A 15032-nucleotide genomic window follows, 5' to 3' on the forward strand; every position below is an offset into this window, starting at 1 on the left:
GGCCGTGGTGTGCTGCTTCAAAATCGGTGATCCCCCAGGACATTCATGCAGTTCCCCGCACCGCTGCGTGCGAGGCTGACCCGGCGACACTACCCGACCGTTACCAATTCGTCACAATCGACAGGCACCGTACCGGCGAGCCTGCGCACTGCCTGAACGCGGCCTGAACGCGCTCGCAGCCGCTGCGCGTGCGGCGCCTGCTCAGGCCTGGAGGTAGACGTGCTGCGCGAGCTCGACCGGCAGGTCGATCGCCGCGCCGTCGACGACGGTGAGACGGATGCGGCCGGCGGCCTCCGCCACCACGACCCGCGCGCCCGGCAGCACGCCCGCGGCCTGGAGCTCTGCCAGCCCCTCGATGTCGAACTGGATCGGCTCCCCCAGGCGCCGCACGACCGACTCGCCCCGGACATCCGTCGCCGGCACGACGCCTGCGAGGAAGGGTGCGGCCGGCGCGAGCCCCAGCTCCTCGAGCCCGGGGATGGGTGTGCCGTAGGGCGACTCGGTCGGGTTGCCGAGCAGCGCGAGCAGCCGGCGCTCGACCTGCTCGCTCATCACGTGCTCCCAGCGGCAGGCCTCGTCGTGCACCAGGCTCCAGTCGAGCCCGATCACATCGGCCAGCAGCCGCTCGGCCAGCCGGTGTTTGCGCAGCACGCGGGTCGCGAGCGCGCGGCCCTCCTCGGTCAGCTCGAGGTGCCGGTCGGCGGCGACCACCACGAGGCCGTCGCGCTCCATGCGGGCGATCGTCTGCGAGACGGTGGGGCCGGAGTGGTTCAGCCGCTCCGAGATGCGAGCGCGCAGAGGGACGATGCCCTCCTCCTCGAGATCGAGGATCGTGCGGAGGTACATCTCAGTCGTGTCGACGAGATCGGTCACCCGCAGCTCTCCCTCTTGTCACGCATCCGGATGCCCCCACCTTATTGTCCTGCGCTCATAGGATCGTCCTGTGAGCGACATCCTTCTCCCCACCGACCTCCTGCCCGCCGACGGCCGCTTCGGCTGCGGCCCCTCGAAGGTGCGCCCCGAGCAGGTCGCGCGCCTGACCTCGAGCCTCGAGCTGCTCGGCACCAGCCACCGGCAGGCGCCGGTCAAGTCGCTCGTGCGCACGGTGCGCGAGGGGCTGGCGGAGCTCTTCTCACTGCCCGAGGGCTACGAGGTGCTGCTGGGCAACGGCGGCTCGACCGCCTTCTGGGATGCCGCCGCCTTCGGCCTCATCGAGCGCCGCTCGCACCACCTGACCTTCGGCGAGTTCGGCGCCAAGTTCGGCAAGGCCGCCGCCGCGCCCTGGCTCGAGGCGCCGTCGATCGCGACCGCCGAGCCCGGCTCGCGACCGCTGCTCGAGCCGGTCGCCGACGGCGTCGAGGTCGACGTGGTCGCCTACCCGCACAACGAGACCTCCACCGGCGTCTTCCACCCGGTGGTGCGAGCGCGCAGCACCGACGGGTGGGGGGCGGATGCGCTGACGGTCGTCGACGCCACGAGTGCGGCGGGCGGTCTGGCCGTCGACGCCGCCGAAGCGGATGTCTACTACTTCGCGCCGCAGAAGAACTTCGCCTCCGACGGCGGCCTGTGGCTGGCGCTCGCCTCGCCGGCGGCGATCGAGCGGATCGAGCGCATCGCCGCGTCGGATCGCTACATCCCCGACTTTCTCTCGCTGCAGCAGGCAGTCACGAACTCGCGGCTCGACCAGACGCTCAACACGCCGGCGCTCACGACCCTGCTGCTGCTCGACGAGCAGGTGCAGTGGATGCTCGCCGGCGGCGGGCTGCGCGCCATGGCGGCGCGCACGGCCGAGTCGTCCGGGACGCTCTACGCGTGGGCCGAGGGCCGAGCCGAGGCTACGCCGTTCGTGATCGATCCCGAGCACCGCTCGAACGTGGTCGTCACGATCGACTTCGACGACTCGGTCGACGCGGCAGCGCTGGCGAAGGCGCTGCGCGCCAACGGCGTGGTCGACACCGAGCCGTACCGCAAGCTCGGGCGCAACCAGCTGCGGGTCGCGACCTTCGCGGCGATCGAGCCGAGCGATGTCGTGCAGCTCACCCGCTGCCTCGACTTCCTGCTCGACGCGCGCTGAGCGGCGTGCACACGCCGACGGCGCGCGAGTGACGGAGTGCTGATTCGTCCGGCGGCGTGGCCGCGCATCGAACGGCTGCGCACCGCGCGGCTGTCGCTCGATCCGCTGCGCGTCGACGATGCGGATGCGTTGGTGCCGGTGCTCGGCGACGCCGCCCTCTACGAGTACACGGGCGGGGAGGTACCGAGCCTCGAGCAGCTGCGGAGGCGCTACACCGCGCAGGTCGTCGGACAGTCGTCCGACGGCGCGCAGTGGTGGCTGAACTGGGTCATCAGCCTCCGCGCATCGGGCGAGCCGGTCGGCTACGTGCAGGCATCCGTCGAGGAGCAGAGCGGCGCCCGGGTGGCCGAGGTGGCGTGGGTCGTCGGTGTCGCCCACCAGGGGCGGGGCCTCGCCGTCGAGGCTGCCGCGGCGATGGTCGACTGGCTCACCGGTCAGGAGGTGCGCACGGTGGTCGCGCACGTGCATCCGCAGCATGAGGCGTCGATGCGGGTCGCATCAAGGCTCGGGCTCGAGCGCACCGAGCGGTGGCAGGACGGCGAGGTGCGCTGGGAGCGCGCGCTCTGAGCACGTCTCCCACCCGCCCCCAGAAGCTGTGGATTCGCAGCCGCGGGCGGCGCTGTCCTCGATATCATGGAGATATCGAGGAGGCCGGCATGAACGAGCAGGAGCAGGTGCGGCTGCTCCGTGAGCGCGCGGGCTTGACGCAGCGCCAGTTGGCGGAGCGCTCGGGAGTTGCGCAGCCCAACATCGCAGCCTACGAGCGCGGCAGCAGACGCCCATCATCGAAGATGCTGGAGCGACTGGCTTCCGCTGCGAGACCGCGACCAAGCGTCGCGCTCGCCGCGCAGCGATCCGCGGTCGAGGAGCTCTTGCGCAAGCACCATGCCAACAGCGCACGGGTCTTCGGCTCGGTCGCGCGCGGCACCGACCGGCCGGGCAGCGACCTCGACTTGCTCGTCGCGTTCGATGCCGCCGCCTCGCTGTTCGACATCGCGGGGCTCGGTCAGGACCTCGAGCACCTGCTGGGCGTCGAGGTCGACATCGTCAGCGAAGGCGGGCTGCGGCCCAAGCATGCCCGCATCCTCGATGAGGCCGTGCCGCTGTGATGGACGCTCGCGTTCGGGAGGCGCTCGACGACCTGCTCGAGTTCGCGGCGACCGGGGCGCGCATCGTCGAACTGGGAAGAGCGCGCTTCGACGACGACGAGCTCGTGCAGCTGGCGGCGGAAGCGGTCTTCATCCGCATCGGCGCCGCCGTCGCCCGTCTCGGCGATCCGTTCACCGCCGCGCACCCCGCGGTGCGCTGGAGGCAGATGAAGGACCTGCGCAACCTCGTCGCTCACGAGTATGCGGTGATCGACGACGACGTCCTGTGGCGCACGCTCGAGGTCGACCTCCCGCAAGAGGCAGCGGCGATCAGGACGATCCGCGACGACGAAGACTGACGCAGCGCAGAACGGAGAGTCTCAGATCACCCGCGGTCTTCGCCGGAAATCCCTGCCGCGTCGTCGTCCTCGTCGCCGTCGTCCTCGTCGTCCCAGTCGGCGTCGTCCTCGTCCTCGTCGCCGTCGGTGTCGTCCTCGTCGGCGTCGGCCTCATCGGCGTCCGCGTCCTCGACGTCGAAGTCGTCATCGAAGTCGTCCTCGAGATCGGCCTCGAGATCCGACTCGAACTCGTCGTCCTCGTCGTTCTCGTCCGCGTCCCCGTCCGCGCCCTCCGCGTCCTTCGCGGCGAGGTAGTCGGCCAGTCGCTCCGACCACGGCACCCATGCGGGGGCGATCAGCGAGGTCTCGCCGGGCAGCAGCGCCACCTCGAGCACGGTCGGGCCGCCCTCGAGGCCGCGCGAGAGCAGCACCGTCCACGACCAGTCGGGATAGCCGGCGAGCGTCGAGGCGTGACGGATGGCGACCACCTGCGCTTGGCCGTGCGCGCCGCCCTCGGCCAGCGCACCCTGCACCTCGCCGACCGCGCCGGCGGGCGCGATCTCGTCGAGCGCTGCGAGTGCCAGCTCGAGCTCCTGCATCGTGGGCGTCGTCGGCTCGGGCGCCGGCTGCTCGGGGTGAGCGGCGGATGCGTGGGGCTGCTCGTCGTGCGCCGTCGCGTGGTCGTGCGCCGTCGCGTGATCGAGCGGCGCCGCGTGCGACGGCTCGGTCGCCGCCGACTCCGGCCACTCCCCCTCGCCCGCCTCGGGCTCGGGGATGTGGTGCTCGTGGTGCTCCGGCGTCGGGGCGGCGCCGGGCTGGGCAGCGTCGGGCTCGACCGCCTCGGGAGCGGCGGCGTCGGACTCAGGCGTCGAGGTCATCGGCGACCCTTCGCAGCATCTGCGCGACGGTCGAGCCGTGCGCGGCGCTCGGGTAGCGCCCGCGGCGCAGGTCGTTGCCGATCGTGTCGAGCAGCCGAACGAGGTCCTCGACGATGATCGCCATGTCCTCGGTGTCGCGGCGCGCGGCGCGCACGGCGGTCGGCCCGACCACGCGCACCGACAGCGCCTGCGGTCCGCGGCGGCCGTCGGCGACGCCGTACTCGACCTTCGCGCCCGGCTTGATCAGCACGCCCTCCGGCACCGCCGAGGCGTGCAGGAACACCTCGCCGCCGTCATCGCCGGCGATGAAGCCGAAGCCCTTGGCCTCGTCGAAGAACTTCACCCTGCCCGTCGGCATGGCACCCTCCTGCTGCAGATCGATGGCGGCGCCCTGCCGCTCGCTCCAGCGTAGTGGCGTCGGCTGAGCCCCCGAGCCGCGATATCCTGGTCGGATGCCGAAGGCCAGCAGCAACCCGACGCAGCGCCCCAGGAAGCGCGCACCGCAGCCCGTCGCCGAGACACGATCGGGCCGCGACGCGCTCGAGCGCGCGCTCGCCGTCGCCGTCGTCGTCTTCGGTTCGATCGCCGTGCTCGGCTTCGCCGCCACCCTGCTGCACGTCGCCTTCCGCGACGGCAACGACTTCTTCGCGGGCATCGCATGGCAGTACGCGTTCTGGCTGCCGCTGGTGGCGCTGCCGATCATGATCGTGCTGGTCGTCGTGCTCGTCATCATGAGCGCGCGCGACAAGGCCAGCACCCACCGGGCGTGACCGGGCGACCGTGAAGCCGCATCCGTGAACGTCGTCGATCTCGCCGCCCGCATCCAGGCGATGCCCGACGAGGCGCTCGACCTGCTGGTGGTCGAGCGGCAGGCGCCGCCGCAGCTGTCGTCGACGTTCGACCTCGCCGAGCATCTGATGACGGATGCGTCCATCGCGGCCGCGCTCAAGTGGCGGTCGGGTGCCGAGCTCGCCGTGCTGCGCGACGGCGGCTCGACGCCCCGGCTCGACGCCCTGCTGCTCAGCGTCGACGGCGAGGCGCTGCCGCGCGTGCGCTCCTTCGCGGCGACGGCGATGCCAGCCGGCGGACGCTCGGCGGAGGCCGAGCCCGCCGAGAGCGCCACCGCCCCGCAGTCGGCGATCGACGAGACCATCAAGGTCTCCGAGCTCGTGCACCGCGTCGCCGATGCGCCCGTCACGCTGCGCAGCCGCTCGCAGCTGCCCGCCGCCGTCGGGCGCGAGCTCGCCGCCGCCGTCGACGGCGACCCCGCCCAGCTGGAGGAACGGCTGGAACCCGCGCTGCTCGCCGGCCTCATCGACCGCCGCGACGGCCGCATGCGCGCCACCGTCGACGCCGACGCCTGGCTCGCCTCCCCGGTGCCCGAGCGCTGGGCGAGGCTCGCGCAGGCGTGGCTCGTCGCCACCCCCGACGCGGCGGCGATCGCCGGCGACCCGCGCACGCAGTTCCCGCTCGCCGACGCCGCCGTGCTCGCCGTCCGCGAGCGCCAGCACCGGCAGGCCGAGCGCCTCGGCCTCGCCGATCGCGGCACCCCCACGACGCTCGCCGCCGACCTGCAGCGGCGCCCGGCCGCCGCGCTCGAGGCGCTCGCCGCCCACGTGCCGCCGGCCACCGCATCCGTCTACCTGCAGCCCGACCTCTCGGCCGTCGCCCCCGGTCCGCTCGAGGCCACCGTCGAGTCGCGCCTGCGGCGGCTCGCCCGCATCGAGCGCGCCGGCATCGCCTCGCACTGGCGGCTCACCGCGCAGTCGATCGCCGCGGGCCTGGTCGCCGGCGAGGACGTCGAGGGCATGCTGGCCTTCCTGGCGGAGGTCTCGCTCACCGGCCTGCCGCAGCCGGTCGCCTACCTGGTGCGCGACACCGCCGCGAAGTTCGGCTCGCTGCGGGTGCGCAGCATCGACCCGCTCGCCGAGGGCGGCGCCCGCTCGCAGGCCCGCAGCGACGACGAGCAGCTCATCCGCACCATCGCCGTCGACCGGGCGCTCGTCAGCGCCGGCCCGCTGCAGACCGGGCCGCACCGCGTCACCTTCCGACTCAGCGCCGAGGAGGCGCTCGCCGCGCTGCTCGAGGAGCGCTACCCCGCCGTGCACGAGGACGACACGGGCGAGCTCGTGCGGCCCGCGATCGAGCGCGCGCCCCGCCCGGTGCACGAGCGGCACCGGCTCGTCGACCGGCTGCGCGACGCCGGCTTCGAGGTGGGCGATCAGGAGCGCGCCTGGCTCGAGCGGCAGCTGCAGGGCGCCATCCGCGACCGCATGCCGGTGCGCCTGACCGTCACCACCGCGACCGATCCCGTCGACATCGAGCTCGTGCCGCTCGCGGTCGCGAACGGCCGCCTGCGCGCCCGCGACGCCAACCGCGACGTCGAGCGCACCCTGCCCCTGAGCGCGATCACGAAGGTGGCGGGCCTCGGCGCCCTGAGCTGACGCGCGGGGGGCCGGCGCCGTACGCCCGCCGACCCAGCGCATCCGCCTCACCCGCGCCTCCGCGTCCCCGCGCACCCGCCGACCCCGCGCATCCGCCTCACCCGCGCATCCGCCGTCCCGCCGACCCGTTCCGCCGCCCGCGACCCGCTGCACCGGGTCGGCGAGGGCGAAACGGGTCGACGAATCACGAACGGGTCGACCTCGCGGCCATGGCCCGCCACAGCAGCCGCGCCGCACACCGTTCGCCCCCGGCGTCAGCCGCTCCAGGGCCACCGTCCCGAAGCGCGAGTAGACTGGCACGCTATGACTCAGCCAGGCCCGCTCATCGTGCAGTCCGACCGGACTGTGCTCCTCGAGGTCGCGCACCCCGACGCGACCGCGGCTCGCCAGGCCCTGCAGGTGTTCGCCGAGCTCGAGCGCGCGCCCGAGCACATCCACACCTACCGCGTCACGCGGCTGGGGCTGTGGAACGCGCGCGCCGCCGGCCACACCGCCGACGAGATCGTCGGCACCCTCGACACGCACGCCAAGTTCCCCGTCCCGCCCGGCGTCGCCATGGACATCCGCGAGACCATCGGCCGGTACGGCCGCCTCGTCATCGAGCGCGACGACGAGGGACTGGTGCTGCGCAGCGACGACCGCCCGGTGCTCGAGGAGGTGCGGCGGTCGAAGAAGATCCAGCCGCTGCTCGCGGGCCCGGTCGAGGGCGGCATCCGCATCGTCGACTGGGCGCGCGGCGAGCTCAAGCAGGAGCTCGTCAAGCTCGGCTGGCCGGCAGAGGACCTCGCCGGCTACACCCCCGGCACCCCGCTCGAGATCGACCTGCTCGAGGACGGCTGGTCGATGCGGCCGTACCAGGCGGATGCGGTGACGCACTTCGCCGAGGCCGGCTCGGGCGTCGTCGTGCTCCCCTGCGGCGCGGGCAAGACGATCGTCGGCGCGGCGGCGATGGCCGCCACCGACACCACCACGCTGATCCTGGTGACGAACACCGTCTCGGCGCGCCAGTGGAAGGCCGAGCTGCTGGCCCGCACGAGCCTCACCGAGGACGAGATCGGCGAGTACTCCGGCCAGTCGAAGGAGATCAAGCCGGTCACCATCGCGACCTACCAGATCCTCACCGTCAAGCGCGGCGGCGAGTACGCGCACCTGGGCGTGCTCGACGCGCTCGACTGGGGGCTGATCGTCTACGACGAGGTGCACCTGCTGCCCGCGCCGGTATTCAAGCTCTCCGCCGACCTGCAGGCCCGCCGACGGCTCGGCCTGACCGCCACGCTCGTGCGCGAGGACGGCCGCGAGTCGGACGTCTTCAGCCTGATCGGCCCCAAGCGCTTCGACGCGCCCTGGAAGGAGATCGAGCAGCAGGGCTTCATCGCGCCCGCCGAGTGCTACGAGGTGCGCATCGACCTCGACGAGGACGAGCGGCTCGAGTACGCCGCCAGCGGCGATCGCGACCGCTACCGCATCGCCGCCTCCAGCCCGCGCAAGATCGACACCGTCAAGCGGGTGCTCGCGCAGCACCCCGACGAGCCGACGCTCGTGATCGGCCAGTACCTCGACCAGCTCGACGAGCTCTCGGCGGCGCTCGACGCCCCGCTCATCACCGGCGAGACGCCGGTGTCCGAGCGGCAGGAGCTCTTCCAGGCGTTCCGCGAGGGCACCGAGCGGGTGCTGGTGGTCTCGAAGGTGGCGAACTTCTCGGTCGACCTGCCGGATGCCTCGCTCGCGGTGCAGGTGTCGGGCTCGTTCGGCTCGCGCCAGGAGGAGGCGCAGCGCCTCGGCCGCCTGCTGCGGCCGAAGGGCGGCCGCACCGCCCGCTTCTACACCGTGGTCGCGCGCGACACCGTCGATCAGGAGTTCGCGCTCGGCCGCCAGCGCTTCCTCGCCGAGCAGGGCTACGCCTACACGATCCTCGACGAGCACGAGCTCGGCCTGGCCGACCACGTGGCCGTCTGACCCGCGTGCACGAGGCTCCCAGGAACCGTTCAGCGAACGATCAGAGACTGGACCCATGACTGAGCCCAGCGCCAAGATCCTCGTCGTCGACGACGAACCCCACATCCGCGACCTGCTGTCCACCAGCCTCCGCTTCGCCGGCTTCGACGTGCGCGCCGTCGGCGCGGGCGCCGCCGCCATCTCGGCGGTGCTGGACGACGAGCCCGACCTGATCCTGCTCGACGTGATGCTCCCCGACATCAGCGGCTTCGGCGTGACCAAGCGGCTCCGCGCATCCGGGTTCACGTCCCCCATCCTCTTCCTCACCGCGAAGGACGACACGGAGGACAAGATCACCGGCCTCACCGTCGGTGGCGACGACTACGTCACGAAGCCCTTCTCGCTCGACGAGATCATCGCCCGCATCAAGGCGATCCTGCGCCGCACGATGGCCGAGACCGACGACGCCTCGATCAGCGTCGGCGAGCTCGTCATGAACCAGGACACGCACGAGGTGTCGATCGCGGGCGACGAGATCGAGCTCTCCCCCACCGAGTTCAAGCTGCTGCGCTACCTGATGCTCAATGCCAACCGCGTGCTGTCGAAGGCGCAGATCCTCGACCACGTCTGGGAGTACGACTTCAACGGCGATGTCGGCATCGTCGAGTCGTACATCTCCTACCTGCGCCGCAAGATCGACGACCGCGTGAGCGAGCCCATGATCGTCACCAAGCGCGGGTTCGGCTACATGCTGAAGACGCCCAAGGCGTAGGTGCGCGCACTGCTGACGCGTCTGCTCGGCCGCATGTCGCTGGCCGGGCGGATCACCACGCTGATCGTGGTCGTGATGACCTTCGGGCTCGCGCTCGCGGGCATCGGCACGCTGTCGATCATCCGCGACGCGCAGGTGGCCGACATCGATCAGGAGCTCGATCAGGCCATGCGGGCGTTCACGAGCGAGGAGATCACCCGATCCGACTCGCCCGAGCAGTGCGACCTCGCGCAGCGCATGCCCAACACCTACTACCTGGGCGTCGCCGATCCCTCGGGCACCGTGCTGTGCGACAACAAGCTCCCCGGCGCCTCCAACCCCGACCTCACCGGCATCTCGCTCGGCACGGTTGCCGAGCAGGATCGCGCCTTCACCCTCACGTCGATCGACGGCATGACCCGCTGGCGCACGATCGTCGCGCCGAGCACGGTGAGCGGCACGGGCGAGCTGCTGGTGTCGATCGTGGCGGTCGACATGACCTCGGCCGAGTCGACCAGCACCAACTTCCTGCTCGTCTTCGTCGGCTTCTCGCTGCTGGCGGTGGTGCTGGGTGCCGCGCTCACGCGCATCCTCGCCGTCTCGACCCTGCGCAGCCTGCGCAAGACCGCCGCCGAGGCGCAGCGCTTCGCCGACGGTGACTACGACACCCGCCTCACCGGCGAGCACCCGCGCACCGAGGTCGGCTCGCTGCAGCTCTCGCTCAACACCATGCTCGACCGCATCGAGGCCGCCATCGAGCAGCGTGACGAGTCGGTCGCGCGCATGCGCCAGTTCGTCGGTGACGCCAGCCACGAGCTGCGCACGCCGCTGGTGGCGGTGCGCGGCTACGCCGAGCTCTACCGCATGGGTGCGATCTCCCGGCCCGAGGACGTCAAGAACGCGATGGAGCGCATCGAGGGCGAGGCCAAGCGGATGGGCCGGCTGGTCGAGGATCTGCTGCTGCTCGCCCGCCTCGACGAGCGCCGCCCGCTCGATCTGCAGCCGCTCGATCTGGTGCCGCTCGTCAACGACGCTGCGAGCGACACCCGCGTCGGCACCCCCGACCGGCGCATCACCGTGGTGCCCATCGACGCGGATGCGCACGGTCCCGTCGCCGGGGTGGTGGACGCGGGTGCGCCCCAGACGGGCGTCTTCACGCCGCCACCGCTCACCCCGCCCGCGGTCGTGCTGGGCGACGAGCACGCGCTGCGGCAGCTCATCTCGAACCTGATCGGCAACGCCACCCGCTACACGCCCGACGGCACGCCGATCGAGCTGGGCGTCGGCGTCTCGACGCGTCGCCGGGAGGCGGTCGTGCTCGTGGTCGACCATGGCGACGGCATCCCCGAGGAGCTGCGCGAGCGGGTCTTCCAGCGCTTCTTCCGCGCCGACACCTCGCGCGCTCGCGACACCGGCGGCACCGGCCTGGGGCTGGCGATCGTGCAGGGCATCGCGCGTGCGCACTCCGGCAGGCTCGACGTGGTCGAGACCCCGGGCGGCGGCGCCACGTTCCGCATCGCCATCCCGCTGGCCGACGATGCCGCACTGATGAGGCTGAGCGAGCAGCTGCGCCCCGATACCACCGTCAGCACCGGCAGCAATCCACAGGCGCGGCTGCGCAGCCACGGCTGATCGGGCATCTCGCCTACCTTCCCCACGAGCGCGGATGCTCCGCGCAGGAGTGAGGGGATCATGAGCAGGTACGTCGTCGACGCCGATGCCATCCACGGAGCCAGCGTCGCGGTGCGGGGCACCGCCACACGTCTGCAGTCGGAGGTCTCGGCCATGCACAGCCAGCTGCAGGCGCTGCAGGACTCGTGGAGCGGCCAGGCATCCGTCGCCTTCCAGGGCGTGGTGCAGGACTGGCGCGCGACGCAGGTGCGCGTCGAGGAGTCGCTCGCCGCGATCAACGAGGCGCTCGCGCAGGCCGGCCGCCAGTACGACGAGGTGGAGCAGGGCAACCTGCGGATGTTCGCGGCCTGAGCTTCGCGCATGTCCTGAGCAGAGGAGAGGTCGCGGGCAGAGGGCGTTCTGTCCTCCGCTGGCGACGGATCGCGAATGCGTCCTCCGCTCGCGACGGCGGTGCACCGAGACAGACGCGGACCGGTCCTCGATTCGGGACGCGGCGGACGGCCGGGACGCGGCGGACGGCCGGGAACGGCGAAGGGCCCCAGTCGCGAGACTGGGGCCCTTCGTCTGAACCGCTGGTTCTCGATGCGCGGGCGACCTACGGCCGTCCGCTGCTCGACCCTGAGTCCTTCGGACTCAGAAGTCCATGCCACCCGTGGGGTCTGCCGGCATGGCCGGCGCCTTCTCGGGCTTGTCGGCCACGACTGCCTCGGTGGTGAGGAAGAGGCCGGCGATCGACGCGGCGTTGGCGAGCGCCGAGCGCGTCACCTTCACCGGGTCCGAGATGCCCGCGGAGAGCATGTCGACGTACTCGCCCGTGGCGGCGTTGAGGCCGAAGCCGACCTCGAGGCCGCGCACCTTCTCGGCGACGACGCCCGGCTCCAGGCCGGCGTTGAGCGCGATCTGCTTCAGCGGAGCGTCGACAGCCACCTTGACGATGTTCGCGCCCGTGACCTCGTCGCCCGTGAGCTCGAGCCCGTCGAACGCGGTCTTCGCAGCCTGGATGAGCGCGACGCCACCACCGGCGACGATGCCCTCCTCGACAGCAGCCTTCGCGTTGCGCACGGCGTCCTCGATGCGGTGCTTGCGCTCCTTGAGCTCGACCTCGGTCGCGGCACCCGCCTTGATGACGGCCACGCCACCGGCGAGCTTCGCGAGGCGCTCCTGCAGCTTCTCGCGGTCGTAGTCGCTGTCGGTGTTGTCGATCTCCTGGCGGATCTGACGCACGCGGCCCGCGATGGCGTCGGCCTCGCCGGCGCCCTCCACGATCGTGGTCTCGTCCTTGGTGATGACGACCTTGCGCGCACGGCCGAGCATGTCGAGCGTCGTGTTCTCGAGCTTGAGGCCGACCTCCTCGGAGATCACCTGGCCGCCCGTGAGGATCGCCATGTCGGCGAGCATCGCCTTGCGGCGGTCGCCGAAGCCCGGAGCCTTGACGGCGACCGACTTGAAGATGCCGCGGATCTTGTTCACGACCAGCGTCGCGAGCGCCTCGCCCTCGACGTCCTCGGCGATGATGACGAGCTGCTTGCCCGCCTGGATCACCTTGTCGACGATGGGGAGCAGGTCCTTGATGTTCGAGACCTTGGAGTTGACGATCAGGACGTACGGGTCCTCGAAGACCGTCTCCTGGCGCTCCGGGTCCGTCACGAAGTACTGCGACAGGAAGCCCTTGTCGAAGCGCATGCCCTCGGTGAGCTCGAGCTCGGTGCCGAAGGTCTGCGACTCCTCGACGGTGACGACGCCCTCCTTGCCGACCTTGTCGATGGCCTCGGCGATCAGCGCGCCGATCTCCTCGTCAGCAGCCGAGATCGAAGCCGTCGCGGCGATCTCCGCCTTGGTCTCGACCTCCTTGGCGTTGCTGAGCAGCTGCGCGCTCACGGCCGCAGCGGCCTTGTCGATGCCGCGCTTGAGGCTGATCGGGTCAGCACCGGCCGCGACGTTGCGCAGGCCCTCGCGGACGAGCGCCTGAGCGAGCACGACCGAGGTGGTGGTGCCATCGCCGGCGACGTCGTCGGTCTTCTTCGCGACCTCCTTGACGAGCTCGGCGCCGATCTTCTCGAAGGGGTCCTCGAGCTCGATCTCCTTGGCGATCGAAACGCCATCGTTCGTGATGGTGGGGGCGCCCCACTTCTTCTCGAGCACGACGTTGCGGCCGCGCGGTCCGAGGGTCACCTTCACCGCGTCGGCGAGCGTGTTGAGTCCACGCTCCAGCCCGCGGCGGGCCTCCTCGTCAAATGCGATCATCTTTGCCATTGGATCTCGTCCCTCCTGGACGCTGGTGACGTTCAACTGGCACTCCAACGGTGGGAGTGCCAGGCCCAAGTCTGGCACTCGACGCGGTCGAGTGCAAGCCGCCGAGCTCGCCGGGCGCACGCCGCCGAGCGCGCGGCCTCATGCCGCCGAGCGATGTGGGCTCAGGGCGCTTCCGGCGTCGGGCTGTGCGTCAGGTCGCCGTCGTCGCGAGGCTCGGCGCTCGGCGCCGTCTCCAGCGAGTCCGGCCCCAGCACGATCGTGATCGGCGTGCCGGAGAGCCTGCCGTCCGACAGCACGGCTTGGCCGGCGCCGAGCTGCTCGACGAGCCCTCGCGCGATCGGCGCGAGCTCCTCGCTGTCGAACCAGACGATCGTCGTCTCGCTGGGCTCGGAGCTGCCGGCGGTGGCGACCACTTGCCAGCCGGCATCGGCCAGCGCCTGCCCGACGCCGGCCGCGAAGCCGTCCTCGCCGGAGGTGTCGAGCACGGTGATCGAAGCGTCGAGCGACGGGTCGATGGCGGCGGGATCGCTGATCGTCTCCGGCGCCTGCGTGGGGGTCGGCTCGGGCGCTCGCGGCCGCAGCATGTCGAGCGCGAACAGTCCCAGGGCGGCGAGCACGATCGCCACTGCGAGCGCGGCGAGCAGGATCACCCAGCGGGGCCACCGGCTGGTGGAGGAGGAGCGGTGCACGCCGACCCGCTGCCTGCGGCTCATCGAGCCTCGCGGAGGCGAAGGAGCCTGCGCACCAGCATCGGGTCGTGCCGCACGGCCTCCCGCGTCTCCAGCAGCCCGTCGAGCACCTGGTAGTAGCGCGTGGTGGTCCAGCCGAACTCCGCGCGGATCGCGCGCGCCTTCGCGCCCCCGTGGCTCGTCCAGCCCGCCTCGAAGTCGAGCATGCGGCGGATGCGCGCCTCGCGCGCCGCGGCGAGGTCGTGCGCAGACACCGCGTCGTCAGCAGACGCAGCATCGTCAGCAGCCGCAGCATCGTGAGCAGGCGCAGCATCGTGAGCGAGCTCGTCGGCGTGCGCCGACGCACCCGCCGGTGTGGGCGCATCCGCGTACCCTGACGCATCCGCGTACGCTGACGCATCCGCCGACACGAAGGCGAGGGCTGCCGCCTCATCGGCGGTGCCCGTCCTGCGTGCGCGCGGGTCGGTCGGCATGCCCTCGATCCTACGGCCGCAGGCGGGTTGCGCCCGCCGCGAAACGCGAGGGCCGAGGCGTAGGCTGAAGGCATGAACGAACGCATCGAACGCTCCGACAACGAGTGGCGCGAGGCTCTCTCGCCCGAAGCCTTCAAGGTGCTGCGAGAGGCGGGCACCGAGCGGCCCTGGACGGGTGCGCTGCTCGACGAGGCCCGGCAGGGCGTCTACACCTGCGGCGCGTGCGGCAACGAGCTCTTCCGCGATGAGACGAAGTTCGACGCCGGCTGCGGCTGGCCGAGCTTCTACGAGACGGTGCGCGAGGACGCGGTCGAGCTGATCGAGGACCGCACGCTCGGCATGGTGCGCACCGAGGTGCGCTGCGCGAAGTGCGGCAGCCACCTGGGCCACATCTTCGACGACGCTCCGCAGACCCCCACGGGCGACCGCTACTGCATGAACTCGCTGGCGCTGAACTTCACGCCCGAGTCCTGAGGC

Annotated in this window: 17 protein-coding genes; 11 read left to right on the forward strand and 6 right to left on the reverse strand. The window is 71.8% G+C overall.

Annotated elements, in window-relative coordinates:
* Nucleotides 1–201 precede the first annotated feature (201 nt).
* The gene (locus BM288_RS02505; RefSeq protein ID WP_092915524.1) at nt 202–873 is read right to left on the reverse strand and encodes an iron-dependent transcriptional repressor DtxR; all 672 of its coding nucleotides are present in this window, start codon (nt 871–873) and stop codon (nt 202–204) included.
* Between the two features lie 70 nt (nt 874–943).
* Between BM288_RS02505 and serC the strand changes: the two genes are divergently transcribed.
* The 4 genes from serC (at nt 944) to BM288_RS02525 (ending at nt 3521) form a co-directional block, all read left to right on the forward strand.
* Entirely contained in the window at nt 944–2074 is a 1131-nt protein-coding gene (gene serC / locus BM288_RS02510; protein ID WP_092915526.1) for a phosphoserine transaminase, read from the forward strand.
* Between the two features lie 36 nt (nt 2075–2110).
* Nucleotides 2111–2641, forward strand: coding sequence for a GNAT family N-acetyltransferase (locus BM288_RS02515; RefSeq protein ID WP_318255291.1), 531 nt, complete (start codon nt 2111–2113; stop codon nt 2639–2641).
* An 89-nt stretch (nt 2642–2730) separates the two neighbouring features.
* Nucleotides 2731–3183 carry a helix-turn-helix domain-containing protein gene (locus BM288_RS02520; protein ID WP_318255292.1) on the forward strand — a complete coding sequence of 151 codons (453 nt, stop codon included), beginning with the start codon at nt 2731–2733 and terminating at the stop codon, nt 3181–3183.
* On the forward strand, nt 3183–3521 hold the full coding sequence (locus BM288_RS02525) for a HepT-like ribonuclease domain-containing protein (protein WP_092915528.1): 339 nt from the start codon (nt 3183–3185) through the stop codon (nt 3519–3521). The genes BM288_RS02520 and BM288_RS02525 overlap by 1 nt, the downstream gene beginning before the upstream one ends.
* A gap of 26 nt (nt 3522–3547) precedes the next feature.
* Here BM288_RS02525 and BM288_RS02530 read toward each other — a convergent pair whose 3' ends face one another.
* Together BM288_RS02530 and BM288_RS02535 are read right to left on the reverse strand one after the other, a co-directional pair.
* Nucleotides 3548–4378: a DUF3027 domain-containing protein gene (locus tag BM288_RS02530; RefSeq protein ID WP_318255293.1), complete on the reverse strand. Its 831-nt coding sequence runs from the start codon at nt 4376–4378 to the stop codon at nt 3548–3550.
* Nucleotides 4362–4736: a cold-shock protein gene (locus BM288_RS02535; RefSeq protein ID WP_092915531.1), complete on the reverse strand. Its 375-nt coding sequence runs from the start codon at nt 4734–4736 to the stop codon at nt 4362–4364. Before BM288_RS02535 ends, BM288_RS02530 begins: the two co-directional genes overlap by 17 nt.
* Before the next feature lie 94 nt (nt 4737–4830).
* On the opposite strand from BM288_RS02535, the gene BM288_RS02540 reads away from it, so the two are divergent.
* From BM288_RS02540 to BM288_RS02565, 6 genes are all read left to right on the forward strand, one after another.
* Nucleotides 4831–5148: a hypothetical protein gene (locus tag BM288_RS02540; protein WP_092915533.1), complete on the forward strand. Its 318-nt coding sequence runs from the start codon at nt 4831–4833 to the stop codon at nt 5146–5148.
* A 24-nt stretch (nt 5149–5172) separates the two neighbouring features.
* Nucleotides 5173–6822, forward strand: a complete 1650-nt coding sequence (locus tag BM288_RS02545) for a helicase-associated domain-containing protein (protein WP_092915535.1) — start codon at nt 5173–5175, stop codon at nt 6820–6822.
* A gap of 303 nt (nt 6823–7125) precedes the next feature.
* A complete protein-coding gene (locus BM288_RS02550; protein ID WP_092915537.1) occupies nt 7126–8778 on the forward strand; it encodes a DNA repair helicase XPB in 1653 nt (550 codons plus the stop codon).
* A 55-nt stretch (nt 8779–8833) separates the two neighbouring features.
* Nucleotides 8834–9529 (forward strand): response regulator transcription factor, encoded by a 696-nt coding sequence (locus tag BM288_RS02555; RefSeq protein ID WP_092915539.1) that lies wholly within the window; start codon nt 8834–8836, stop codon nt 9527–9529.
* Nucleotides 9530–11140, forward strand: coding sequence for a sensor histidine kinase (locus tag BM288_RS02560; RefSeq protein WP_318255294.1), 1611 nt, complete (start codon nt 9530–9532; stop codon nt 11138–11140).
* A 60-nt stretch (nt 11141–11200) separates the two neighbouring features.
* Nucleotides 11201–11491: a WXG100 family type VII secretion target gene (locus tag BM288_RS02565; RefSeq protein ID WP_092915541.1), complete on the forward strand. Its 291-nt coding sequence runs from the start codon at nt 11201–11203 to the stop codon at nt 11489–11491.
* A 282-nt stretch (nt 11492–11773) separates the two neighbouring features.
* Here the strand turns inward: BM288_RS02565 and groL are convergent, their stop codons facing one another.
* The 3 genes from groL to BM288_RS14540 all read right to left on the reverse strand — a co-directional run bounded on the left by groL (nt 11774) and on the right by BM288_RS14540 (nt 14555).
* Nucleotides 11774–13393 (reverse strand): chaperonin GroEL, encoded by a 1620-nt coding sequence (gene groL / locus BM288_RS02570; RefSeq protein ID WP_092915543.1) that lies wholly within the window; start codon nt 13391–13393, stop codon nt 11774–11776.
* A gap of 161 nt (nt 13394–13554) precedes the next feature.
* Nucleotides 13555–14106 carry a LytR C-terminal domain-containing protein gene (locus tag BM288_RS02575; protein WP_092915545.1) on the reverse strand — a complete coding sequence of 184 codons (552 nt, stop codon included), beginning with the start codon at nt 14104–14106 and terminating at the stop codon, nt 13555–13557.
* Nucleotides 14103–14555, reverse strand: coding sequence for a DUF3263 domain-containing protein (locus BM288_RS14540; protein ID WP_318255295.1), 453 nt, complete (start codon nt 14553–14555; stop codon nt 14103–14105). The genes BM288_RS02575 and BM288_RS14540 overlap by 4 nt, the downstream gene beginning before the upstream one ends.
* Before the next feature lie 72 nt (nt 14556–14627).
* On the opposite strand from BM288_RS14540, the gene msrB reads away from it, so the two are divergent.
* A complete protein-coding gene (gene msrB / locus BM288_RS02585; RefSeq protein ID WP_092915547.1) occupies nt 14628–15029 on the forward strand; it encodes a peptide-methionine (R)-S-oxide reductase MsrB in 402 nt (133 codons plus the stop codon).
* The last annotated feature ends 3 nt before the right edge of the window (nt 15030–15032 follow it).

It is taken from the genome of Agrococcus baldri, from assembly GCA_900114805.1.
GTDB classification, from domain to species: Bacteria; Actinomycetota; Actinomycetes; order Actinomycetales; family Microbacteriaceae; genus Agrococcus; species Agrococcus baldri.

Bases quoted from the DNA above. Each gene is read 5' to 3' on its own strand.
- BM288_RS02520 (WP_318255292.1), top strand. From the start codon at position 2,731: ATGAACGAGCAGGAGCAGGTGCGGCTGCTCCGTGAGCGCGCGGGCTTG.
- BM288_RS02525 (WP_092915528.1), top strand. From the start codon at position 3,183: ATGGACGCTCGCGTTCGGGAGGCGCTCGACGACCTGCTCGAGTTCGCG.
- BM288_RS02530 (WP_318255293.1), bottom strand. From the start codon at position 4,378: ATGACCTCGACGCCTGAGTCCGACGCCGCCGCTCCCGAGGCGGTCGAG.
- BM288_RS02535 (WP_092915531.1), bottom strand. From the start codon at position 4,736: ATGCCGACGGGCAGGGTGAAGTTCTTCGACGAGGCCAAGGGCTTCGGC.
- BM288_RS02540 (WP_092915533.1), top strand. From the start codon at position 4,831: ATGCCGAAGGCCAGCAGCAACCCGACGCAGCGCCCCAGGAAGCGCGCA.
- BM288_RS02550 (WP_092915537.1), top strand. From the start codon at position 7,126: ATGACTCAGCCAGGCCCGCTCATCGTGCAGTCCGACCGGACTGTGCTC.
- BM288_RS02555 (WP_092915539.1), top strand. From the start codon at position 8,834: ATGACTGAGCCCAGCGCCAAGATCCTCGTCGTCGACGACGAACCCCAC.
- BM288_RS02565 (WP_092915541.1), top strand. From the start codon at position 11,201: ATGAGCAGGTACGTCGTCGACGCCGATGCCATCCACGGAGCCAGCGTC.
- groL (WP_092915543.1), bottom strand. From the start codon at position 13,393: ATGGCAAAGATGATCGCATTTGACGAGGAGGCCCGCCGCGGGCTGGAG.
- BM288_RS02575 (WP_092915545.1), bottom strand. From the start codon at position 14,106: ATGAGCCGCAGGCAGCGGGTCGGCGTGCACCGCTCCTCCTCCACCAGC.
- BM288_RS14540 (WP_318255295.1), bottom strand. From the start codon at position 14,555: ATGCCGACCGACCCGCGCGCACGCAGGACGGGCACCGCCGATGAGGCG.
- msrB (WP_092915547.1), top strand. From the start codon at position 14,628: ATGAACGAACGCATCGAACGCTCCGACAACGAGTGGCGCGAGGCTCTC.